15 protein-coding genes are annotated in these 24,249 nt (G+C 43.9%); 8 read left to right on the forward strand and 7 right to left on the reverse strand.

What is annotated here, in order from left to right; genetic code table 11:
- The first annotated feature begins 177 nt into the window (after positions 1-177).
- The 4 genes from glyQ (at position 178) to V7K45_RS30050 (ending at position 5,814) form a co-directional block, all read left to right on the forward strand.
- Positions 178-1,077: a glycine--tRNA ligase subunit alpha gene (gene glyQ / locus V7K45_RS30035; RefSeq protein WP_335009191.1), complete on the forward strand. Its 900-nt coding sequence runs from the start codon at positions 178-180 to the stop codon at positions 1,075-1,077.
- 503 nt (positions 1,078-1,580) lie between these two features.
- On the forward strand, positions 1,581-3,935 hold the full coding sequence (locus V7K45_RS30040) for a ComEC/Rec2 family competence protein (RefSeq protein ID WP_335009193.1): 2,355 nt from the start codon (positions 1,581-1,583) through the stop codon (positions 3,933-3,935).
- A 45-nt stretch (positions 3,936-3,980) separates the two neighbouring features.
- Positions 3,981-4,451, forward strand: coding sequence for an NADAR family protein (locus V7K45_RS30045; RefSeq protein WP_335009195.1), 471 nt, complete (start codon positions 3,981-3,983; stop codon positions 4,449-4,451).
- Positions 4,452-4,788: 337 nt separating this feature from the next.
- Positions 4,789-5,814 carry a tetratricopeptide repeat protein gene (locus V7K45_RS30050; RefSeq protein WP_335009197.1) on the forward strand — a complete coding sequence of 342 codons (1,026 nt, stop codon included), beginning with the start codon at positions 4,789-4,791 and terminating at the stop codon, positions 5,812-5,814.
- Between the two features lie 27 nt (positions 5,815-5,841).
- On the opposite strand, the gene V7K45_RS30055 is transcribed toward V7K45_RS30050, so the two are convergent.
- Entirely contained in the window at positions 5,842-6,540 is a 699-nt protein-coding gene (locus tag V7K45_RS30055; protein WP_335009199.1) for a phosphoribosyltransferase, read from the reverse strand.
- A 191-nt stretch (positions 6,541-6,731) separates the two neighbouring features.
- Here V7K45_RS30055 and V7K45_RS30060 point away from each other — a divergent pair, with 191 nt between their 5' ends.
- Entirely contained in the window at positions 6,732-7,412 is a 681-nt protein-coding gene (locus V7K45_RS30060; RefSeq protein WP_335009201.1) for a uracil-DNA glycosylase, read from the forward strand.
- 356 nt (positions 7,413-7,768) lie between these two features.
- On the opposite strand, the gene V7K45_RS30065 is transcribed toward V7K45_RS30060, so the two are convergent.
- From V7K45_RS30065 to rpsT, 5 genes are all read right to left on the reverse strand, one after another.
- Positions 7,769-11,812: a DNA-directed RNA polymerase subunit beta'' gene (locus V7K45_RS30065; protein WP_335009203.1), complete on the reverse strand. Its 4,044-nt coding sequence runs from the start codon at positions 11,810-11,812 to the stop codon at positions 7,769-7,771.
- A 144-nt stretch (positions 11,813-11,956) separates the two neighbouring features.
- Positions 11,957-13,834 carry a DNA-directed RNA polymerase subunit gamma gene (locus V7K45_RS30070; RefSeq protein WP_335009205.1) on the reverse strand — a complete coding sequence of 626 codons (1,878 nt, stop codon included), beginning with the start codon at positions 13,832-13,834 and terminating at the stop codon, positions 11,957-11,959.
- Positions 13,835-13,971: 137 nt separating this feature from the next.
- Positions 13,972-17,271, reverse strand: a complete 3,300-nt coding sequence (gene rpoB, locus V7K45_RS30075; protein ID WP_335009207.1) for a DNA-directed RNA polymerase subunit beta — start codon at positions 17,269-17,271, stop codon at positions 13,972-13,974.
- A gap of 888 nt (positions 17,272-18,159) precedes the next feature.
- Positions 18,160-18,957 carry a TatD family hydrolase gene (locus V7K45_RS30080; protein ID WP_335009209.1) on the reverse strand — a complete coding sequence of 266 codons (798 nt, stop codon included), beginning with the start codon at positions 18,955-18,957 and terminating at the stop codon, positions 18,160-18,162.
- A 112-nt stretch (positions 18,958-19,069) separates the two neighbouring features.
- Positions 19,070-19,366, reverse strand: coding sequence for a 30S ribosomal protein S20 (gene rpsT, locus V7K45_RS30085; RefSeq protein ID WP_335009211.1), 297 nt, complete (start codon positions 19,364-19,366; stop codon positions 19,070-19,072).
- 749 nt (positions 19,367-20,115) lie between these two features.
- Here rpsT and hisD point away from each other — a divergent pair.
- Positions 20,116-21,414, forward strand: a complete 1,299-nt coding sequence (gene hisD, locus V7K45_RS30090; protein WP_335009213.1) for a histidinol dehydrogenase — start codon at positions 20,116-20,118, stop codon at positions 21,412-21,414.
- A 342-nt stretch (positions 21,415-21,756) separates the two neighbouring features.
- Complete coding sequence (locus V7K45_RS30095) at positions 21,757-22,182, forward strand: universal stress protein (RefSeq protein ID WP_322674420.1); 426 nt, start codon at positions 21,757-21,759, stop codon at positions 22,180-22,182.
- 514 nt (positions 22,183-22,696) lie between these two features.
- On the opposite strand, the gene V7K45_RS30100 is transcribed toward V7K45_RS30095, so the two are convergent.
- On the reverse strand, positions 22,697-23,092 hold the full coding sequence (locus tag V7K45_RS30100) for a hypothetical protein (protein ID WP_335009216.1): 396 nt from the start codon (positions 23,090-23,092) through the stop codon (positions 22,697-22,699).
- 140 nt (positions 23,093-23,232) lie between these two features.
- Here V7K45_RS30100 and hslO point away from each other — a divergent pair, with 140 nt between their 5' ends.
- Positions 23,233-24,132 carry an Hsp33 family molecular chaperone HslO gene (gene hslO, locus V7K45_RS30105; RefSeq protein ID WP_335009218.1) on the forward strand — a complete coding sequence of 300 codons (900 nt, stop codon included), beginning with the start codon at positions 23,233-23,235 and terminating at the stop codon, positions 24,130-24,132.
- The last annotated feature ends 117 nt before the right edge of the window (positions 24,133-24,249 follow it).

The raw sequence follows: 24,249 nt of genomic DNA on the forward strand, positions 1-24,249 counted from the left end.
GTCGCTCTTTCGCGCTCCGCTTCAAGCACTTATTCAATATAGCGAACCCATTTCATTGTGTCAACTATTTTTCCCAAAATCTTTTTGGATGGTTTTGGCGTCTCCTGAAACTGCCCACAGTGCCGGGTTGTAGGCAACAATGGTTTATGCACTGTGTTGACTAAGGATGGAACAAGCGTGAACTTTCAGTCGGTAATAAGTTTATTGCATGATTTCTGGGGCGATCGCGGTTGTCTTATTGCCCAGCCCTACGATATTGAAAAGGGGGCTGGTACTAAGAATCCCCAGACTTTTTTAAGAGCATTGGGACCGGAACCTTGGGCTGTTGCTTATATTGAACCTTGTCGTCGTCCTACTGATGGACGCTACGGCGAAAACCCTAACCGCTTCCAACACTATTATCAGTACCAAGTTTTGATTAAGCCATCACCAGATAATATTCAAGAGATTTATCTTGATTCGTTAAGAGCTTTAGGTATCCGTCCTGAAGACCACGATATTCGGTTTGTAGAGGATAACTGGGAAGATGCAACTGTGGGAGCTTGGGGTACTGGGTGGGAAGTATGGTTAGACGGGATGGAAGTTACTCAATTTACCTACTTTCAACAGTGTGGAGGAATTGATTGCCGTCCGGTGTCGATTGAAATTACATACGGGCTAGAGCGGCTGACAATGTATCTCCAGCAAGTAGAAGCATTTACTAAGATTCAGTGGACAGACAACATTACTTATGGCGATGTTTTCCTGCAAAGTGAGATTGAGCAATGTACATACAACTTTGAAGCGTCAAATCCTGAGTTGCTACTGACATTATTTAATTTGTATGAGCAGGAAGCTACCCAATTGACGGAGCGAGGATTGGTAGTGCCTAGCTTAGATTATGTAATGAAGTGTTCACACACATTCAATCTGCTGGATGCTAGAGGTGTGATTTCGGTGACGGAGAGAACTCGCTATATTGCCAGGATTCGGCATTTGGCTAGGAAGGTAGCTCATTTATATGTTGAGCAAAGGGAGAAGTTGGGTTTTCCGTTGCTCAAAGATACTGTGAGTTCAATAGGAAGCCAAACATCCTAAAGGGTGCGTCTAAACGAACTAAGTACAGTTTTGTGTAAAATAATAGCCTTTTTAAAGGCAGAGGAACACAGAGTAAAGGTAAAGGTACGCAGAGTCTTGCCAAATTTCATTCATTACGATTTTATGTTCTGTTTATCCTTGTGGCGCTAAGGTTTAAGCTAGATATATCTTTTTGATGCAGCTTTTGCTAGAGGACAGAAATACGGTTAAAAATTGGGTCTAAAACATTCAAGCTACAAGGATAAAGCCCGCACAGGCGGGCTTTGTTTATATAAACTTTATGGATTATACTCACCACAAGCATAAAAATTTTTCGCTGTTGTTGATTAAAGAGATAAAAAGCTCACGCAGAGGTGCTCCAAACACAGATAATAAGAGTTTGGAATATTTTATTTTTGAATTTTATAACCAAATTCAGCAACGCCGATTTTTCTTGATTACTGCCCTATCTATATTTAAATCACCTGTAAATTCGGATTTTCAGGTGCTTTTACAAAAATCTTATGATTCAAACCAGTGGTGTAATTATTTGTCTTGGCTACATTTTTGGGTTGCTGCTTACAGCAGTTCCTTGGGGTGGTGTGGGGATTTTGTTTGTGGGGATTGTGGGAGCAATACTCTTTAGAAAACGCACCACACTACAGCAATTTGCTCAGAAACCGGAAAATGCTGGAAGCAAAAATAAGGCAGTGCCTAATATTTGGCAAAGTATTCCCCATCCTCGAATATGGCTAGCTGCTGGCTTGGTGGGATTATTGGCAACTTTATATTTTCAATGGCGAATGCCACAACCGGGTGCAAAAGATATTAGTCAGTTTGTCCCGCCTGGAAATAGCAGCAATCAAGAACAACTTGTGATTGTACGTGGCGAAGTGGTTAGTAATCCTCGCTTAACTCGCAGTCAGCGAGGACAATTTTGGCTGGAAACGACTCAGTTAGATGAAGTCAAAAACGATAAAGGTTCAGCAGGTGTCCCACAAGGGGTTACAGGGAAATTGTATGTGACAGTCCCCATACTTCAGGCTACTGGGTTATACCCTAGTCAACAAGTTGCTGTGACTGGGATTTTGTATAAACCAAAGGCGGCTTCCAATCCTGGTGGTTTCGACTTTCAGAAGTTTCTTAAGCAGGAAGGAACGTTTGCTGGTTTGATTGGGCGACAAATAAATGTTTTGGATCGGGAACGTAAATTGGGATGGTGGCAAATTCGGGAGCGAATTGTACGATCGCAAGTTCGTTGGTTGGGCGTTCCTGAAGGGCCTCTTGTCAGCGCAATGGTTTTAGGTAGCAAAGCTGTTGATTTACCCTACGATATCCGAGACTTATTTGTACAAGCCGGATTGGCTCATGCTTTAGCAGCTTCTGGGTTCCAAACTTCTTTGATTCTGAGTGTGATCTTACAGTTAGCGAGACGGGCAAGAAAAGGAACACAATTTACTCTTGGGTTTTTGGGTTTAATCATTTTTCTGAGTTTAACAGGGTTTCAACCTGCGGTTCTCAGAGCCGTAATTATGGGTTTTGCGGCATTAGTTGGTCTGCTATTAAAAAGAAAGGTAAAACAGTTTGGCTCGTTACTAATAGCAGCAACTCTGCTATTAGTGTTTAATCCTCTATGGATTTGGGATTTAGGTTTTCAATTGAGTTTTTTAGCAACATTAGGATTAGTTGTAACAGTACCTGCATTAGTCAATCGCCTAGCATGGCTACCACCTGCGATCGCTGCTTTGATTGCTGTTCCCCTCGCTGCTACTATTTGGACTTTACCTGTGCAACTTTTTGTCTTTGGAGTTGTACCATCTTATAGTCTATTGTTGAATGTAGTTAGCACTCCATTAATTTCGATCATTAGTATAGGTGGAATCATCAGTGCATTAGTAGGTTTAGTTTGGACTGATGCAGGAAGCTTCCTAGCAGGGGTATTACATTACCCTACTGATTGGTTAATTAAACTAGTAGATTTCTTTAGCAATTTGCCTGGAAATTCTGTTGCTGTGGGCAGTATATCTACTTGGCAGCTTTTGGCAATTTATATACTAATTATATTGGTCTGGCTAGTGCGTTGGTGGCAAAGGCGGTGGTGGTTTGCTAATATGATTGCAATTGGTTTAGTATTCATCCCACTTTGGCATTCAAAAAATACATTGTTTAGGATAACAGTCTTAGAATCTGGGACAGAACCAATTGTAGTCGTTCAAGATCGAGGTACTGTAACTGTCATTAACAGTGGTGATGAAGGTACAGGACGTTTTACAATTTTACCCTTTTTACAACAGCAGGGTGTAAATCAAATAAACTGGGCGATCGCAACTGATTTCCAAGGTAACGAAAGTAATGCTTGGTTTGAATTAATGCAACGTTTACCAATCAATAATTTTTATGAATATTCACCTCAAACGGATAATTCTATTACAACTCAGGCTATTCAACAGGAGCTACAAAAACATCAAGGAATTTATCAACCTTTGGGAGTTGGTCAATCTGTGAAAGCTGGTTCAATAGTAGCGCAATTAATCAACGACCAATTACCAATTTTACAATTGCAAATTTTAGATCAAAATTGGTTATTAGTAGGTAATGTTAAATCTAAAGAGGTACAGCAACTAGTTAAAAATGGAAGTTTGCCTCGCCCACAAGTGCTTTGGTGTGCCCCTGAGTCATTAAAAGATTTAGTTATTGCTTTGCAACCACAAGTAGCGATCGCTTCTTCTGCCAACTTCGATCCAAAAACTTTATCTGAGCTGAATCAAACCCAAACAAAACTATTTTTTACAGGAAGAGATGGGGCTATTCAATGGACACCTAATGGTCAGTTTGAGGCATTCATTGAATCAACAGAAAACAAATCATCTGTTTTATAAAAAACTTACAAATTCAGTAAATTCAAGAGAATTGATTTAATTTTTATGACAATTTATTTTTATAGTACTCGTGAAGGGTATGGCTGTTTCTCTAACTTTTCGCCCCACGGCTTTGAATTAGATGGATTGTATTGGTCAACTAGCGAACACTATTTTCAAGCGCAAAAGTTTGTGGGTACACCTCATGTAGAACAAATCCGCCTAGTTAAAACACCTAAAGATGCAGCAAGAATGGGGCGTGAGAGAACGCGTCCCTTACGCCAAGATTGGGAACAGGTTAAAGATGACATCATGCGGCAAGCTGTGCTGTGCAAATTTAAAACTCATACAGATATTAGAGATATTTTACTTTCTACAAACAATGTAGAAATTGTTGAAAACTCGCCTATAGATTTTTACTGGGGCTGCGGAGCCGATGGAAGCGGTAAAAATATGCTAGGAAAAATTTTAATGGAGGTGCGGGATATTCTACACCATACATACAGGACAGATATTGATAATAAAACCATTAAATAAGCTGGTCAAAAATAGTTTTTTAATCGAACTACTCCAGACGTAGAGAATACGAATATAGAAGAAATAGAGACGATCGCAAACGCTATAAGACTGCTATATAGTTATTACTCTTCATGAGTGGAAATCTGAAAGCCTCGATTAACGATCGCTATATAAACTCTCACCTTTCCTAATTTATGCTGTGGTAAAGGGGACTGATGAAAGATGCGTCCTGGTTTTGGGAATACTAGATTTAGCACCAGACTTCGCAGGAAGAAGTTGATGTCTAAAAGCGAATGGAATAACCAGATCGAAAAATACAGTTCCCTTGCAATTACCCATAACATACCAAAAACCAGTGAAGCGTAATACAATTACCCATGAATTTGACTCTGGTTCACAAGCAGAAATAATACCTCTACAAGAAAGTGATGACCATTTGTCAGAAGCATCCAAGCTACTAAGGCAAGGAATTCAACAGCAGCAAGGTGGCGAATTAATAACGGCTATGAAGTCTTTACAACAATCCTTGGGGCTATTTCAGGCAGTTGGCGATTTAGAAAAACAGGCACAGGTACTTTCTTTTTTAGGATTGGTAACTTACAGCGCTGGAGACTATAAAGGTGCTATCTCTTACTCCCAACAGTGTCTGTCTTTGCTTAATAACACCTCAGATTTAGCATTACAGATGCAAGCATTTTCCCATTTAGGCAATGCATACCGTCATCTGAACGATCATAAAAAGGCTATTGAGTTTCTAGAAAAATGTTTGAAAATAACGCAACAGTTGCAAGACAAACGCAGTCAAGTTGCGGCACTCAATAATTTGGGATTGGTGTATAAAGCTTTAGGCAACTTTACGCAGGCTATTGAGTATCAACAGCAAAGTCTAGAGATTGTGCGGGAACTCAAAGATAATTGGGGCGAAGAACAGGTACTCAAGAATTTAGGTAATGCTTGGTACGCTTTGAACAATTACCCAAAAGCGATCGCTTATTATGAGCAGTGTGTAGTACTAGCACGCTCTTTAAAAAATGTTCGCAGTGCTTCTCAGGTGCTAAAGAATCTGGGCAATGCTTGTTATGCTTTAGGTGATTATACCAAAGCGATTAAGTATTATGAAGATCGGTTGCAATTAGCCAAAGAAATTCAAGACAAGCGTAGTGAGGAACAGTCTTTAAGTAGTTTAGGAGTTGCTTGTGAAGCTTTGGGTGACTATAACAAAGCAATTACGTATTATGAAGAACGTTTGCTGTTAGCTAGAAATATCAAAGATCGTCGCAGTGAAGAACAAGCTCTTGCCAGTCTGAAAGTTGCTTGTTACGCCTTGGGTGATTATGCTAAGGCTATGCAATATCAGCAGGGAACATCTTCAAATAGTTAAAAAGTAAGATTGGAAAACAATTCAAAATTACTCGCACAGATCAATTCCCCCGATTGTCTTTTGTTGTTGGAGATATACGAGAACTTCTAATGTATCTACTTGGGGAAATTCTGCGTAAAAATTACTTACACTCCAGAAGGGTTCGGGTGTTTCTAAGACTATTGTGCGATCGCCCCACTGTTCTAACCAAGGTAGCAATTTTTGTGGTGCTACTGGAGTACATAGCCAAACTGCCGCTGGAGAAAGCGCTCTCATCGCAGTTGCTGCTACCGCTATTGTCATACCTGTAGCAATGCCATCATCAATTAAGATGAGCGTAGCATTCTCTGCATTTACTTGCGGACAAGCAGGAATTAATTGAGCCTCAAGAGACTTAGCAAGTTTCATCGCTTTATTTAAAGCCACTTCTCGCCACCGTACATCATGTTTAGAGCGAAATAGTTTTTGATCGGCCCAAAGAACATTTCCCGAAGTAGTCACTGCACCAATTGCTAACTCTGGGTTTTCTGGATGGCTAATCTTTTTTGCGACAACAATTGTCAACGGACAATCCAAAAGACGTGCTACTGGTGCTGCTACTGGTACACCTCCTCTTGGCAAAGCATAAATAATTGGTACAGGCTTTATCCCAGAATCAATAGTTTGCTGAGTCAAAACATCATGAATTACTCGCGCCAATAACTCACCTGCATGGGTACGATCGGCGAAAAGTGGGGTATGTGACATGGTTTTCCCCCAGCATCTTAAGACGGCAATGCTTTTATCATGACTGAATTTTGTCTCAAATTAACTGATACAATAAGATTTGTATAAATAATTAAGTATTCAGCAAAAGTTTATTGTTCTGATAAATATCCAACCAAAAGGCTATTTAACTCAGATATACAGCTGGCGCTGATGCCAAAATCCTGATTTTCATGAGCAGCGAAACCCAACTCAGCCTCTTCGACGACTCAACTTTTAATCAACGAGAACTGATTCCTACAGACGCGAAAATTCCGATCGCTCCCGGAACTTATTCTGACATAACGGAGTTGACACAGCATTGCGATCGCTGCCACCGTTGTGCATTGGGAGACACTCGCACTCATGCCGTTGTCGGACGTGGCAATCTCAAAGCACCAATTATGGTTGTGGGAGAAGCGCCAGGTCAAAATGAAGATGAAACGGGTTTACCATTTGTGGGCAGATCGGGACAATTGCTGGAGAAAATTTTGGCATCGGTGAATCTGACTACTGAGCATGATGTATATATTGCCAATATCAATAAATGTCGCCCACCAGATAATAGAGTTCCCACTCCTATAGAAGTAGCGGCTTGTCTACCCTACCTACTAGAACAAATTCGCTTAGTTGACCCCAAAATAATTCTGTTAACGGGTGCAACTGCTGTCAAAGGGATCGTTGGTGATAAGCGGGGGATTACGAAAATTCGCGGCCAGTGGCTGGAGTGGGAAGGGCGTTTATGTATGCCAATTTTTCATCCTTCCTACTTGCTACGTAACCCTTCTAAGGAAAGAGGCGCGCCAAAATGGTTGATGTGGCAGGATATCCAGGCAGTACGTGCTAAGTTAGACGAAATTCAAAATAATAGCTGATGCTTAATCCCCTCTTTTTCTAGGGTTATGATTCCCAACATCTTTTCAATTATTCACTTCGTTGCTATCCCGGTTGGAAAGAAATTCTCAAGCTAATAGCTAAAGTCTTCTTAAGAGGACTAAATACAAGATTTTAAGCAATGTAAATCACTAGACTCTGTGAAAGAGAAAATTTCAGTCTATTGATTGCGATCGCTTATTTTGATTGAATATGACGACTTGCTCGTTAGGGGTAAAACTGGAACTAGCGCGCCCCTTGGCAAGGGGTGCGCTAGCATGGGTGAGGTAGTTTGATTATTGGTAATCGGGCAGACTCGATATTACCTTTTACCTTTTAAACGCGAAATTTCAAGTCTCTATTCGTCGTCGAAATCATCTTCGTCGTCTTCTTCTTCCTCGTAATCGTCGTCGTCTACTACTTCGTCAGCAATTAATTCATCTTCTTCATCTAGAATAGACCTTTCTGCACGTCTGCTGCCAAAGCCAGATTCCCCAAGAGTAGGAGAATCTAAATTATAGGTGCGAGCTGTGCGATCGTCTAAGACCATATCTAGAGGATCGTCAACTTCATCTAAGACACTACTGGTAATTTCAGCAGCATAGTCATCGATCGCTCCTGGTTCTTCATAGGTATTGTATCCAGTACCAGCCGGAATCAATCGCCCGATAATCACGTTTTCCTTTAATCCGCGCAGCCAGTCAGATTTGCCTTCGATCGCGGCTTCGGTGAGTACCCGTGTTGTCTCTTGGAAGGACGCGGCGGAAATAAAGCTGTCGGTGTTCAACGATGCTTTAGTGATCCCCAACAATACTGGAGTGTACTGTGCCCTAGCACCACCTGTAATTGCCATAGCTTCGTTCACCTGCTCGACTTGGCGCAATTCCACCAATTCGCCGGGAAGCATTGTGGTGTCACCACCATCATCAATCCTGACTTTGTTGGTCATCTGGCGAACAATCACTTCAATGTGCTTATCGGAAATATCAATCCCTTGAGACTGGTACACCATTTGCACTTCATTCACTAAGAAGGTTTGTACTTTCTGTAAGGCAAGGCTAGCACAAGCATAGATTCCATCTTCAGAACCCAAACTAAAGAAGATTTCCAAAATTTCGTGGGGATTAGATGGGCCATCAGTTAACGGTTGTCCTGCTAATACCATTGAGCCATCTGGCACAATCAAATTTTGTCCGGGTCCCAGAGGATAATCTGTCACCACGCCATTTGATTCTACGACCTTGATGGCGATCGCTTCATCACCATCACCGTAAACTACCTTAACTTCTCCGCCCCGCCGACATAAGATGCACGCTTCTTTCGGTTTACGAGCTTCAAGTAGTTCCTCAATCCGAGGCAAACCTTGAATGATATCTCCGGTTTTGGCGCGTTCAAACACCAGCAACACCAAGTTATCACCCCGTTGTACCAAATCGCCGTCTTCTATCTGCAACACAGCACCAGGGCTGACTCGATAAGGGCGACCGATACGGGTAGTAATAACGTAGTTTTTAGTACTTAAAGCTGATTCTCCACCAGATGCAGCAGCGACACTTTTAATATCGACTACTTGCCCTGATTCTGGGGCAAAAACTCCAGGAGCAACTTCTGTCCCTTCTACTAGTAAGTCACCCACTTTTACCTTTGGCTGAGTACTAGTATTAATGGGAAGTCTGTCAGCATCGCGCAACACTAAACAGCGACGCACGTTTTCGGTTCCTTTTTTAACACCTCGTACTTCCCCACCTTCTTTACACAAAATTTGGGTACGTGCGACTACAGAACCTGGGGCGATGGTTAACCCATCGTGTACCTCAAGTGTCGTCTGGGTACTACCTTGGGTGGCATCGGCGGTAATGTCTCGACGAATTACCAAGGATTCCAAAATCACTAGTTGTAAACGTTGAACTTCTGGATCTTCAGTATCCTCTACTAATTCAATATCTGCCGCCAGGGGCGAAGCATTATGGTCTTGTTCCCCTTCTTGCTCAATTTCTAGCACTAGCTGGGTTCGCAGCAGTTCCACACCTTCAACAGATTTGACACGTTCTGAATCTTTATAAGGTAGTCGCTGCACCGCTCTTAATTGAATCGATCGCCCGGTTTGTTGACTTACCGATGTCGTTGATGGCACATCTGGATTATCAGGGACGGCAAACTCAACTACTGGACGGCTCAACAGGGCGGGTCCTTCTGGTGTCTCTACATACTGGATGTAACGCAATTCCGTGGCGACATTGCCTTGGAATTCCTCACCTGGTTGGATGAAGGTGTTATCTCGCCCGATAACTGATTCGGGATCGTCCACCATCAGTAGTTCCCCCGGCTTCACCACTACTTCCCGGAGGATGTCGTTTTTCTGGGTCACTTCTACCACACCACTGTTTTGGCAGAAGATATCTTTCACGACTTCAGTGCCAGCTTCGACAAACTGACCGTCTTCCACCAACAGTAAGGAGATATCTTTATTAACTTCGTGGCTTTCTTCGGGAATCCACAACAGTGTACCGCCCTGCACGACTTCATAACCCAGCTTGGCTTTGCCTTTTTTCTGGACTTCGACACCTGCAAATTTCAGGAATCCACCAGTGGTTGTGCGATAGCGGTCATCGATTAACTCAGCTACTACTTGACCATTTTGCACTTTTGTACCTGGTGTAGCTCGGAGGTTAAATACCTGGTTGTTGCCAGTAGAAACTAAGTAGTTATTGCGACCTTGGGAACTTTGGACTGTCACGGTTGCTTGATCTAAGACCACAGAAGCGGTGATAATTTCAATTTCCCTAGTACTCTTACCTGGGGTAGCTTCTGGCAAGCGCACGACACCGCCGTGCAAACTGGTTAACTTGGTTTCTGCTAAAACTCCATTAGAAGCGATCGCATCACCATTTTTCACCACCAATTCTGCACCAGGCGGCAAGTTGTAAACTTCCCCAGACAAAATCCAAATCAAGCCACCGCGTGCGGCTGTGGTTGTGGTATTACCTTGACGGTCAGTTTTTTGTTCTGGAACAACTTCGGCAAATTGCACTTCCCCTGCTAAGTCAGAGGCGACATCTTTAACTGCTTTTTCTGTATTAGTCCGAGTTGTCCGTCCACCAAGGGCGACCTCTGCCAACAACTGCCCTTGTTTTACCTTATTTCCATCAAATACATATAGTGTTGAACCTTGGGTCAGATGAACCTCTTGGTTCTCTGGGGTAACATCACCTACTTTTGTTGGTTCCAAAAGCATGATCCCATTCGCCTCAACATAAAGGGCATCTTCCCCGTGGCGAGTCCGATATGTTCTGGTCTTCAGCTTGCGAGGAAGCTTGACAGTCCCATCGATTTTGGAACGAACTTGTTGCGCCACTTCCCCAGTAAACACCCCACCAGTGTGGAATGTCCGCATGGTTAGCTGAGTACCAGGTTCACCGATACTTTGAGCAGCAATGATCCCCACAGCTTCGCCCAAATCTACCATCTTGGCGTGGGCCAAACTCCAGCCGTAGCAGTGTTGACAGACAGAACGTGCGGCTTCACAAGTTAGTGGCGATCGCACCACAACTTCTCTCACCCCAGATTTTTCAATTTTCTTCGCCAAATCCTCAGAAATTGGGGTATTGCGTGCTGCAATCACTTCTTTTGTTACCGGATGCACCACATCTTCACCAATTACCCGCCCCATCAAGCGGGTTGCTAGAGGAATCAAGGTTTTGGCCCCTTCTGTCATTGGTTGAATCGCAAGACCTCTAGTGGTGCCGCAGTCAAATTCCCGAATAATTACATCCTGGGATACGTCCACCAACCGGCGCGTTAAATAACCAGAGTCAGCCGTCCGCAAGGCAGTATCCACCAATCCTTTTCTGGCACCGTAAGACGAAATAATGTATTCCGTCACTGTCAGTCCTTCACGGAAGTTAGTTTTAATGGGCAAATCGATAATTTCCCCTTGGGGATCTGCCATCAATCCCCGCATCCCCACCAACTGCCGCACTTGAGAGATGTTACCCCGTGCCCCGGAGAATGCCATCATGTATACGGAGTTTAGGGGATTAGTCTTCTTGAAGTGAACTACTACTTCATCTTTCAAAGCTTCACTAGTACCATTCCAAGTATCGATTACCTTTTGGAAGCGTTCTACTTCCGTGATTTCTCCTCGTTGGTAACGGGTTTCAGTGGCGCGAATTTCTTCTTCGGCTGCTTCTAAGAGCAATCGCTTAGTTGGTGGCACCATCAAGTCATCTACACTGATGGAAACGCCTGCTTTGGTAGCGTAGCGAAATCCCAAATCTTTCAATTTGTCCGCCATCACTGCGGTTCGCGCCGTACCATAATACGTAAAGGCCCAAGAAATTAAATTTCTCAGCTGACCTTTATCAACCACCCGATTGCGAAAAATCATTTTTTCGTTAGTCATTAGTCATTAGTCCTGAGTCATCAATAATTAATAATTCGTAATTCGTAATTCGTAATTCGTAATTAATTCTTAAATTACGAATTACGTTAGCGAGCCCGCGTTTGCTTTTAGCGTCTCGTAGAGAGCGTCATTAGAAATTACGAATTAACTTGCTAGTGCTTCCTGAATAGCATTATTGTAAATAACGCGACCGGGAGTGGTATATATATACTGGGAAAGTACATTGCCTTTAGCGTCTTGTCTGACTCGACGGTACTTAAAGAGTAATGTACGGGTACCATCCTCATTTTCCGTCACTTTCACAGGTTCTGTATCCGGTTGGTCTGATTCTATTTCACCGTCAAACCGCACATAGATATAGGCGTGCAAGTCAATTTGCTCTTGCTGGAAAGCCATAATTACATCCTCTAGTGAAGAAAAGTACTTTCCTGCACCTTTTGTCGCACCGGGATTTTCTGCTGTTAAGTAATACGCCCCCAACACCATATCTTGGCTAGGCGTGATGATGGGTTTACCCGTGGCTGGAGACAAAATATTGTTAGAAGCCAACATCAATAACCGCGCTTCAGCCTGACTTTCTAACGACAGCGGCACGTGTACCGCCATTTGGTCGCCGTCAAAGTCGGCGTTAAACGCTGGACACACCAGAGGATGCAGTTGAATCGCTCTACCTTCTACTAAAATTGGTTCAAAAGACTGAATACCCAAGCGGTGCAATGTTGGCGCCCGGTTTAGCATCACTGGGTGTCCTTCAATCACCTCTTCCAGCACATCCCAAACACTGGGATCGTTGCGGGATATCAGCTTTTTCGCAGCTTTGATGTTATTTACCATCCCGCTACGAATTAGGCGGTTAATCACAAATGGTTGAAATAGCTCAATTGCCATTTCTCTAGGCAAACCGCACTGGTGAATTTTCAGCTTTGGGCCGACCACAATAACCGAACGTCCAGAGTAGTCAACTCGTTTACCTAACAAGTTTTGTCGGAAACGTCCTTGCTTACCCTCAATAATGTCGGACAAAGATTTCAGGGGTCGGTTATTTGCCCCTACCACAGTGCGTCCCCGACGACCATTGTCAATCAAAGCATCCACTGCTTCTTGCAGCATCCGCTTTTCGTTCCGCACAATAATCTCTGGCGCTAAAATTTCTTGCAAGCGTGCCAAACGATTGTTGCGGTTAATTACCCGCCGATATAAATCATTTAAATCGCTCGTGGCAAACCGTCCGCCATCTAGTTGCACCATTGGGCGCAAGTCGGGGGGAATTACGGGAATGACTGCCATTACCATCCACTCTGGTTTCGAACCAGTAGCGATGAAGTTGTCAATTACCCGCAGTCGCTTAATTAACTTGGCTCTCTTTTGTCCTTTGGCGTTGCCAATTTCTTCGCGTAGGCTTTCGGCTTCTTGTTCCAAATTGATATCGGCAAGCAAACGCAACAGCGCTTCAGCACCAATACCCACCTCTACGCCTTGCAGCACAGAATCTTCGCTATAAATTTGGTCTTCGATTTCCAACCACTGATCTTCGCTCAGTAGCTGTTTGTAAGTTAAAGTTTCGGCATTACCTGGACTCAGGACAACATAAGAGTTGAAATAAACAATCTGCTCGACATCCCGTAAGGGCATATCTAACAGGATGGAAATATAGCTAGGAATGCCTTTGAGATACCAGACGTGAGCTACTGGTGCAGCGAGTTTAATATAGCCCATGCGGTGGCGGCGCACGCGTGACTCGGTGACTTCTACCCCACAGCGCTCACAGACAATACCTCTATGACGGACTCTTTTATACTTGCCACAATGGCATTCCCAATCTTTCGCGGGGCCAAAGATGCGCTCACAAAACAAGCCATCCATTTCTGGCTTGAGAGTTCGGTAATTAATTGTTTCTGGCTTGGTAACTTCACCGACTACTTGGCCATTGGGCAATGTTCTCTCGCCCCACTGCCGAATCCGTTCCGGGGAAGCCAAGCCGATTTTTACGTAGTCAAACTGATTGGTTTGGGCAGGTCTCATACTTAAGTGCTGAGTTTCGAGTTATGAGTTTTGAGTATATTTAGTTTTAAGGTTTGAATTAAGAGATATACAAGTGCTAAATGCCAATTACTGAGTTTTTTAATACTCAGCACTCAGCACTCAGCACTCATCACTCCTTATTCGTCATCGTCCAGCGATTCGCGGGAAAGAGATTCGTAAGTTGGTCGAGGAGGTGTACGACGGGCTGATTGGTCTGCCATCAAATCGACTTCTACATCTAGGGAACTGCCGTCTGTTTGGGTTTCTACTTTGTGAACGGCAATGTCTAACCCCAATGATTGCAACTCGCGCATTAGCACCTTAAAGGATTCTGGGGTTCCAGGTCGAGGAATTGCCTTACCTTTAACGATCGCATTTAACGCTTCATTCCGTCCTTGCATATCGTCAGATTTAACTGTGAGCAATTCCTGTAAGGTGTAAGCTGCACCAAAGGCTTCCAATGCCCACACTTCCATTTCTCCAAACCTCTGACCACCTTGTTGTGCTTTACCACCCAAGGGTTGCTGAGTCACCAGTGAGTATGGGCCTGTGGAACGGGCGTGAATCTTATCATCCACCAAATGCACCAGCTTCAGCATGTAAGCCACACCGATGGTGATTGCTCGGTCAAAGGGTTCACCTGTACGACCGTCATACACCATGATTTTGCCTGGGTTATCTGGGTTATATACCCAATCTTTCCCTGTTTCGTCTCGTGCTTCTTGCAATTTGCCATGCACGATTCGGCGAGATGACTCTTCTCCGTACATTTCATCAAAGGGAGTAATCTTAAATCGCACTCCCAAGGTTTGACCAGCCCAACCCAAGAGGCATTCAAATACTTGTCCGACGTTCATCCGGCTGGGTACGCCCAAGGGGTTAAGTACAATGTCCACTGGTGAACCATCGGGCAAATAAGGCATATCTTCCGCCGGTAAGATCCGAGAAATAATCCCTTTATTACCGTGGCGTCCTGCCATTTTGTCGCCAACTTGGATTTTGCGTTTTTGGGCAACATACACCCGGACTACCATATTGGCTCCTGGTGGCAGTTCATCGCCTTGTTCGCGAGTAAACAAGCGCACATCAACTACGCGACCTTTTTCACCGTTTGGTACTCGCAGGGAATTATCCCGCACATCCCGTGCTTTTTCACCGAATATAGCTCGCAATAGTTTTTCTTCTGGCGGTTGGTCAGATTCCCCTTTGGGTGTGACTTTTCCTACCAAGATATCACCAGCTTCTACCCACGCCCCAATGCGAATGATTCCCTGTTCATCCAATTGGCGCAAGGCATCTTCCCCGACATTGGGAATTTCTCTGGTAATTTCTTCTGGCCCCAGTTTTGTTTGTCTGGCTTCAATTTCATATTTTTCAATGTGAATTGAGGTGTAGACATCATCCTGCACCAGTCTTTCAGAGATTAAAATTGCATCTTCGTAGTTGTACCCTTCCCAAGGCATATAGGCAACGACGATATTTTGTCCTAGCGCCAATTCACCACCTTCGGTGGAGGAGCCATCAGCCAATACCTGACCAGCAACAACCTTTTCACCAATGCGGACGAGAGGTTTCTGATTTAAACAGGTGTCTTGGTTGGAACGTTGGTACTTGGAAAGGATGTATTTAATTTCGGGGGTGTTAGGTTTAGGACGGACGCGAATTTCTGTAGCATCTACATAAGTGACATCGCCATCAGTACGCGATACAATCACCATCCCAGAGTCTCTTGCTCCTTGAGCTTCCAAACCAGTACCTACCAAAGGACGCTCTGGTTTGAGTAGGGGGACTGCTTGCCGTTGCATGTTCGATCCCATCAGCGCTCGGTTAGCGTCATCATGCTCCAAGAAAGGAATCATGCTGGTTGCTACCGATACAATCTGTACGGGAGATACTGCTACGTAATCCACCTGTTCTGGTGTTGTGGTGGAAAATTCTTGGCGATACCGGACTGGCACTTGTGGTCCAATAATGTGCCCAGTTTCATCTACAGGAATATCTCCAGGAGCAACCCGTAAGTCATCTTCTTCATCGGCTGTCATATAGGCTGGAGGCAGATCGAATCTGACTCGCCCATTTTCTACAGGTCTAAATGGTGTTTCGAGGAAGCCATACAGATTAACCCGCGCATGGGTTGCCAAGGAGCCAATCAATCCGGCATTAGGACCTTCTGGTGTCTCAATGGGGCAAATGCGTCCATAGTGACTAGGGTGAATATCCCGCACGGCAAAGCCAGCGCGTTCGCGAGTTAAACCACCAGGACCAAGGGCACTCAAACGGCGTTTGTGGGTCAGTTCCGCCAGAGGATTGGTTTGATCCATGAACTGACTTAACTGACTGGAACCAAAGAATTCTTTAATTGCTGCTACCAATGGTTTGGGGTTCACCAAGGAAGCGGGAGTTAGCACTTCTGCATCGGATACCGTCATCCGCTCTCGAATGATTCTCTCTAGGCGATTTAAGCCAACTCTTACTTGGTTTTGCAGCAATTCACCGACGCTTCTCACCCGACGGTTCCCTAAGTGGTCGATGTCGTCAATGTTACCAATATCATACTCTAGGTTGATCAGGTAATCTACAGCCGCCAAAATATCGCCAGGAGTCAGCACACGCATGGTATCTGGGACAGAAAGGCGCAATTTTTTGTTGAGCTTATACCGTCCGACACGACCAAGGTCATAACGTTTCGGGTCAAAGAAACGAGAGTCTAAGAGTTGTTGTCCGCCTAGGACTGTGGGTGGTTCACCAGGACGCAGTTTCCGATATAATTCCATCAGGGCTTCTTCTTCAGAAAATTGCCCTTCTTTTTCGATGGTTTTTTGGAAATATTCGGGGTGGCGTAAGGCGTCAAAGATTTCGTTATCTGATAAACCTAAAGCTTTTAATAGTACCTGGGCCGAGAGTTTCCGGGTTTTATCAATGCGTACCCACACCAAATCGTTACGGTCTGTTTCAAATTTCAGCCATGCTCCTCGGTTGGGAATTAAGCTAGCTGAATAAGTGCGTCGGCCGTTTTTGTCTATTTCTGATTTGTAATAGACACCTGGCGATCGCACTATCTGGTTGACAATTACTCGCTCGGCTCCGTTAATAATAAACGTGCCGCGATCGGTCATCAAAGGCAAATCACCAATGAATACCTCTTGCTCTTTGATTTCCCCGGTTTCTTTATTAATTAGACGTGTGGGAACATACATTTGGACAGCATAAGTACTATCCCGCCGTTTGGCTTCTTCGACGCTGTACTTTGGCTCCTTGAGTTTGTAGTTATGACCCAAAAAGTGCAGTTCTAATTTACCCGTATAATCTGTAATAGGACTAAAGGAGTTCAGTTCTTCTATCAGCCCTTCTTCTAAAAACCAGCGAAAGCTTGACCGCTGGATTTCAATCAAGTCGGGCAACAGAAAGGCGGGTTCCATATATGTTTCTTTAGTCATGCCTCTTCCTTTGTCAACCTGGTACAATTTTCCCTTGGACACTGTTTTTTGACGCTTCCCACTGCTAGCTAGTGTCCTTAGCTGTTTGGGAACTTTTTCTTAGACACTTGTAATTTATGGGTGTAGACTCCAGCGATTAAATCTGGCTGCAATGAGCAATTTTGACAAGGAAGCAATCACCCCTAATAGGGACTAAGTAATGGGTACTCGGTACTATAGGATCGGGGGAAAACTTGCTGAAAGTTTTTTCCCCCTGCATCTCATGCCCAATGATGCCAGTTGCTTCTCTTGTTGCAGACGCTATGCATAGCTTACTTCCTTGAAGCGGTACAAGTCGGCAAACCCACTCAACGCACTGGCTCCCCAACGCCCATTTCAAAAAGAATATCCAGTTAAAATATTCCTGAATTTGATTTACTTTCTTCACTTCCCCTCCAAAAAGCGCGTTAATTCGCTGACGCAGCTCTACACAGTGTGTTTAAAATCCACCCCGCTGTTGATACTCTCAGTGATATTCTTAGATATCCTAAGACTGAGGGAACGATCCGCACCTTGTCGATTTGAAATCAGAATCACTTCATTTTGCTGGATTATACTCACAAGGCAATTTTTGTTTAACGATTTTGAATAGATTCAATAAACACTAAACCGATGTTGTGCAAAAGTCTAGCTCAATTTAGGTCGGTACAGTTAGTCATGCGTGGAGAGCATCCGCTTGTAGAGATTTTGAGGATGGGCAAGCCATAACAGTATGGAAAATTAAGATGAGAAGTTTTATGCTCCTTCCTTTATTATTATGGCGCAAGCAAAATGTTTTTGAGGGAATAATATTAGCATATTTTTGTCCCCCTATAGGTTTATTTTTTTAACACAACTTAATAAAAGACACTAGGACACACTTGATATTGACAGACCGAATAATTCACAAGCATTTTGGGTGGTTTGATGAGCGATCTCCTCTACCGTTTCCTGACGCAGTTTTGCTACTTGCTCGGCTACATAAAGTACGTAGGCAGGCTCGTTTCGCCTCTCGCCCCGTTTCGGAACTGGAGCGAGAAATGGGCAGTCTGTTTCAATCAGTAGGCGATCGCTACTCACCATCGCCGCAGAAGATTGGATTGCTTTGGCATTTTTGAATGTAACTGTTCCGCTAAAGCTGATATAAAAGCCTAAATCGAGAAACCATTGAGTTTCTTCCGGCGTTCCTCCCCAGCAATGCATCACACCCCGCACTCTTTCTCCTTTGAGTTGTCGCCATTTTTGCAACACTTCTTTGGTTGCCACGGCAGCATCACGGCAGTGGATAATCACTGGTAAGTTTAGTTCAGCTGCAATCGCCAACTGGGACTCGAACACCAGATACTGTTGTTCATAGTTATCAGCTTTGTAAAAATCCAGCCCCATTTCTCCAATTGCTACCACATTTGAGTCAGAACTCGCTAAAGTTTTGATTTTCTCAGCTGTCTCGCTATTCCATTTATCAGCATCTAAAGGATGTAATCCTACAGCAAAACTAATTTCGGGAAACTCTTGGGCTATGGATTGAATACTGGAAAACTCCTCCGGGTGAACGCAGGAATGCACTAAACGCACTACACCTGCTTCTTGCCACCGCGAGCGCACTATTGCTAAATCCGGCTGAAAACTATCAAAGTTGAGATGTACGTGCGTGTCTATCAGTTGCATCTTTATGTCCTACCCTACGGCAAGCCGCTGGCGCGTCTATCTTTTTTGTCCTTCGTCATTTGTCGTTTGTTTTGTTACCAATGACTAATGACTAAGGACAAATTACCAATGACTACTCAGGTGTTTGTGTGAGGGGTTTTAGTCTGTGAGCCAATCTGGATTTTTTCCTTGCCCCATTGTTTGGGTGAAGAACACCTCGTTTAATCGCCTTATCAATTTTCCCATAAGCCTCAGATAACCGAGCCTGTGCTTCTTGTTTTAATTCTGGGGTAGGATTAGCTGTATAAGCAGCTACAGCATTGAGGTATTTTTTCATCAGCGTCTTGACTGCTGATTTGTAAGATTTATTACGCAGTCGGTTACGTTCTGCGATTTGGGCACGCTTAAGAGCAGACTTTGTATTCGCCACAGTCAATTCCAAAAATACGATTATTAATTATGTACACACACTACTAGACTTACTAATATAGCATCCAAATTGCCAATGTTATAATTTCCTAAAAAAATTATGGGATTAGTTATTGGGGATGAATGAAGATCGTCAATATCAATATTATTATTAGTTCCACAGTCTCTACTCGCCAATTCAGTATTTCGTCAATTGAGGAAATGCGTTAAAATAAGATATATCTAAATAAATGTCACCCTAACTCATCACAACCTGATTAAGCAATGTGATTGCAGATAAATATAATTTGTCCGTAAACCAGATGTATTATTTAGAGGCAGGAACTGTAAAAAGCTAAATTTCAGGGATTATCAAGTATAGAACCGATACAATATATCGTGCCTGTACAGACATTAACTACTAAAAGTTAGGGAAATAAGTAAAAATTATACTCAGACCCTAGCCCCTGTAAATTCAGGGAATTTGGATGTGTAAACACACCATCTGCACCCCATAAGAATTGAGGGAAAGGGTGTAAGGGTAGCGGGAAATGGCACACCTGCTTCCTGCCGCTAGCCAGTTAAGGCTTGTCGGATTGAGCAATTAAGTCGCCTTCTCAAGCAAACTATACGCTGGTAGCCTTGAGAGTATCAAAAAAATCCAGGTTAAGCTAGAGAAGAGAATTAGAGTCAGCTTGCACACCCCAGTGGGTCAAGAGCAATACTAAATCTCAGGTGGCAATATTATAATTTTGGCATTGTCCTTACTCCATGCTGCGAATTATTACTCAGCAGGCAGACGTTAGAGCAGAACTACAACGGATCTGCGATCGCACCCATGACGAACAGGTACTTCACAAAGAAGCAACGGTGCGGGAAATTTTGCAAGCAGTGAAGCGCCAAGGCGACAAAGCTGTATTGCATTACACGGACGAATTTGACAAACAAACCCTGAAAGCAGAAGAACTCCGAGTTACAGGCTCGGAACTGGATGCAGCCTATCAGCAGGTATCAAAAGAGTTGTTGAGTGCAGTTCGGCTAGCTTGCCGCCAAATTGAAGCGTTTCATCGTCAGCGAGTACCAAAAAGCTGGGTACACTTTGGTGACGATGAAGTAGTACTGGGCAAACGCTACACCCCTGTAGACCGAGCCGGGTTGTATGTACCTGGTGGCCGTGCCGCCTATCCCAGTACAGTGCTAATGAATGCAATTCCGGCTCATGTTGCTGCTGTACCGCACGTGGTGATGGTAACACCACCAGGTCCAGGGGGTGCTATTAACCCAGCAGTCTTGGTAGCTGCCCAAGAAGCAGGGGTGCAAGAAATTTATCGTATTGGGGGCGCACAAGCGATCGCTGCTTTAGCCTATGGCACAGAAACAATTCCGAAAGTGGATGTGATTACTGGGCCTGGTAATATTTATGTCACCCTAGCGAAAAAACTTGTCTATGGCACCGTTGGCATTGATTCTTTGGCAGGCCCCAGCGAAGTGCTGGTGATTGCCGATGAAAGCGCAAATCCGGTGCATGTAGCTGCTGACTTGCTAGCCCAAGCCGAACACGATCCAATGGCGGCAGCGGTTTTGCTGACGACAGATGCGGCTTTGGCGAAAAACGTGCAATTAGCCTTGGAAAGACAGTTAGTGGATCACCCACGGCGAATAGACACAGAAAAAGCGATCGCTCACTACGGCTTGATTATCGTTGTGGAATCGCTCCAGGCCGCAGCAGAACTCTCAAATGAATTTGCCCCCGAACACCTGGAATTAGAAGTCAAAGACCCTTGGGCACTTTTACCACAGATTCGTCACGCTGGGGCAATCTTTTTGGGTTACTCAACACCAGAAGCTGTAGGAGACTATTTGGCAGGTCCTAATCATACCTTGCCAACTTCTGGTGCTGCCCGCTATGCTTCGGCATTGGGTGTTGAAACTTTTCTGAAACACTCTAGTATTATTCAATACTCCCAAACTGCACTGCAAAATGTGGCTGGTGCCATAGATGTACTAGCAACAGCAGAAGGTTTACCTTCCCATGCTGATTCAGTCCGACGCCGAATTCAGCAAGAATAGTGATTTGGAATGCTTAATTTTTTTGATAACTGAAAGTTTGGATAACGATACCTACGGTAAGCTACGCTAAAGCACACCATTTGCTATCGTACCTTCAGCTGCCCTTTAAGCACGAGTTGGGCATTGCCGACAGTAGTTTCTGGAGAAACTCGTGAAAAGCTTCTCCAGAAAAGTTACTACAACTCGTTCGTATGAAAGTGGCGTAAAACTCGCCGACCTATGGCGTAGCCTCAAATATATAAACTTAAGTTGTCAGATAAAAAATTAGTTTAGTGTCACTGCCGACTAATTTTGCTAGATACTTATGTATGTAAGGGGTCTACTCTTTAGGAGACGAGAGCAGTGCTAAATAGTGTTTTGGTAGCTCTGGACGGTTCGGATATTTCAGAACGAGTAATTCAAGCTTTAGATAGTTTGGTGTTTTCAAAAGACGCCAAGGTTATTCTCTGTCATGTGTTTCTCACACCAGAGTCAGAAATGGAACTACCTGCTGATCGCCCTCAGCCAGAGTCCCCAACGTTTTCTTATTTTCATATTGAAAAGCAACTGCAATTATATCAGGAAAAGTTATCAGCCAGAAGTGAGTTAGAGTTAGTAACTGGCGATCCCGCTGAAGAGATTATTCGTCTTGCCAATATTTATAAAACTGACTTGATCGTAATTGGCAGTCGGGGCTTGATGGGGATGAAACGAATTGTTCAGGGTTCAGTTAGCAGTCAAGTTGTAGAAGAAGCTAATTGTTCAGTATTAGTCGTAAAACCAAGGTAAAAATTTAAAAGGGGAAGCAATTGCTATAACTACCCAAAAACTAGCGTTTGAAGAATACCTGAAATATGATGATGGCACTGATAGCCGCTAGAAATTGGTCAAGGGAAAACTAATTACTACGAGTTTAGAAAGTGGACAATATGCTGCACAAGGAGTTTAAGAATTTTAATCTATGCAATTCTATGTTCTCTGCGTCTAGAGTCCTTAGATAAAGTACTTTTACAGCAGATTGCAAGTAAGTGAGGTACAAAATGCAGGACTGATTCATCAGATATAAAGAGTTTCTGCCTCCTGCCTCCTGCCTCCTGCCCCCTGCCTCCTGCCTCAAAACCCGTAACTTTGTACTTCATGCAAATGAAAACTGCTGTAAATCGCAGAGCCACAGAGGAGGACACTTGCATGAGCCGGTTTCCCTGCTTGAGCAAAGTGTCCGTGGCAAAGAGAGAAAAAAGAGATTTTTGGAGTTACCTTGAAAGGGCTAGCCATAGAGCCAAGGAAAATCCCTTTTCTACGTTCAGTTAATTAAACGTTCTTGAGTTGCTAAAAACTGACGCAAGCTCAACAAGCTGAGTGTTTGACCCAAATTCAAGGGCAAAATTGAAATTCCTTCCAAGCGGGACTGTACCCAACCTTCTCCCCAGTACCATTCGTGGAACCCGTCAATGCCTCCGCTGAGTACTAAGCGAAGGCAGTTGGATTTGACAACATTTACTTGATGATGAATCGCGACTGGCCCAGTCCAGGTTGTAAACTGGAATCCGGGAAGCAGTTCTTCTGGCATTCCTGGCGCAAAACGTTGCCCTAAAAGCCATTTTTTTAGTTGCACGGGATGCAGTAGACTGTCACGAATTGCATCTGTTGATGCTTCGATTTCAATCCGTAGTTGGCTTTGTTGAAAATTACCCAGCATTTTTCTCGGATTACCTAAAGATAAGACATCGCTATTTCTAATATTGCAAATACAATCACTGATTATGACTAAGTGACTATTCTCGCAGCAGAGAACTTAGAATAGAAAAAGTGAACTTGTTAAGAAATGTAAGGTTATTCATGGCGGATCAGTTAATTCGTGCAACAGCAGCCGAAGGTGGAATTCGTGCCGTAGGTGCGATCGCCACACGTTTAACAGAAGAAGCACGGCAGCGCCACAAGCTTTCTTATGTGGCAACGGCAGCACTGGGTCGGACTATGACGGCGGGCTTGTTAATGGCCTCTAGTATGAAGCGGGCTGGATCGAGGGTAAATGTTCGGGTAAAGGGCGATGGGCCTTTGGGTGGCATATTAGTAGACGCAGGCTTAGATGGTACAGTACGCGGATATGTCGGCAATCCATCTATAGAATTGCCTCCCAACGCCAAAGGTAAATTAGATGTTGGTGGTGCTGTGGGTGGCGGCTACCTCTACGTTGTGCGGGATATCGGTTATGGTTATCCTTACTCTAGTACGGTAGAACTAGTTTCTGGCGAAATTGGTGATGATATAGCTCATTATCTGGTGAATTCCGAACAAACACCTTCGGCTTTAGTTTTAGGTGTGTTCGTGGGAGCAGCCGGAGTAACTGCTGCTGGAGGATTACTGATACAAGTATTGCCCAAAGCCGCCAGAGACGAAGCCTTAGTAGAAACGTTGGAATCACGGGTTGCTGGTCTAGCAGGATTTACGCCATTGTTGCAAGCTGGCAAGACGTTACCTGAAATCTTTGATGACTTGTTGGGAGACATGGGCTTAGAAATCTTTTCCGAACGCCAAATGTTGCGCTTCCACTGTGGTTGCTCTTTCGATCGCGTTTTAGGGGCACTGAAGATTTTGGGAGAAGCTGAACTGCAAGATATGATTCTTAAAGATGATGGTGCTGAAGCAACTTGCGACTTTTGCGGCAACGTCTACCAGGCAAGTAGCGATCAGTTAGCTCAACTAATTTCCGATTTGCAAGCCGAATCTGCTGTTTGAGGATAAAGTATAAAATAGCACTGATTTTTGAGATTGATAATGGTACTCTGGGGAGAGAGATAATCAAAAAAGTAGCTTTTTAATGATGAGAAAGTTACTATGTCAACAATGGAATTA

Source organism: Nostoc sp., from assembly GCF_036917375.1.
Classification (GTDB): Bacteria; Cyanobacteriota; Cyanobacteriia; order Cyanobacteriales; family Nostocaceae; genus Nostoc.

What these genes read in the sequence shown, in the direction of transcription:
- V7K45_RS30070 (WP_335009205.1), bottom strand. Translation starts at nt 13,834, where the DNA reads ATGAGACCTGCCCAAACCAATCAGTTTGACTACGTAAAAATCGGCTTG.
- hslO (WP_335009218.1), top strand. Translation starts at nt 23,233, where the DNA reads ATGGCGGATCAGTTAATTCGTGCAACAGCAGCCGAAGGTGGAATTCGT.
- V7K45_RS30040 (WP_335009193.1), top strand. Translation starts at nt 1,581, where the DNA reads ATGATTCAAACCAGTGGTGTAATTATTTGTCTTGGCTACATTTTTGGG.
- rpoB (WP_335009207.1), bottom strand. Translation starts at nt 17,271, where the DNA reads ATGACTAAAGAAACATATATGGAACCCGCCTTTCTGTTGCCCGACTTG.
- V7K45_RS30060 (WP_335009201.1), top strand. Translation starts at nt 6,732, where the DNA reads ATGAGCAGCGAAACCCAACTCAGCCTCTTCGACGACTCAACTTTTAAT.
- V7K45_RS30100 (WP_335009216.1), bottom strand. Translation starts at nt 23,092, where the DNA reads ATGCTGGGTAATTTTCAACAAAGCCAACTACGGATTGAAATCGAAGCA.
- hisD (WP_335009213.1), top strand. Translation starts at nt 20,116, where the DNA reads ATGCTGCGAATTATTACTCAGCAGGCAGACGTTAGAGCAGAACTACAA.
- V7K45_RS30065 (WP_335009203.1), bottom strand. Translation starts at nt 11,812, where the DNA reads ATGACTAACGAAAAAATGATTTTTCGCAATCGGGTGGTTGATAAAGGT.
- V7K45_RS30055 (WP_335009199.1), bottom strand. Translation starts at nt 6,540, where the DNA reads ATGTCACATACCCCACTTTTCGCCGATCGTACCCATGCAGGTGAGTTA.
- V7K45_RS30045 (WP_335009195.1), top strand. Translation starts at nt 3,981, where the DNA reads ATGACAATTTATTTTTATAGTACTCGTGAAGGGTATGGCTGTTTCTCT.
- V7K45_RS30080 (WP_335009209.1), bottom strand. Translation starts at nt 18,957, where the DNA reads ATGCAACTGATAGACACGCACGTACATCTCAACTTTGATAGTTTTCAG.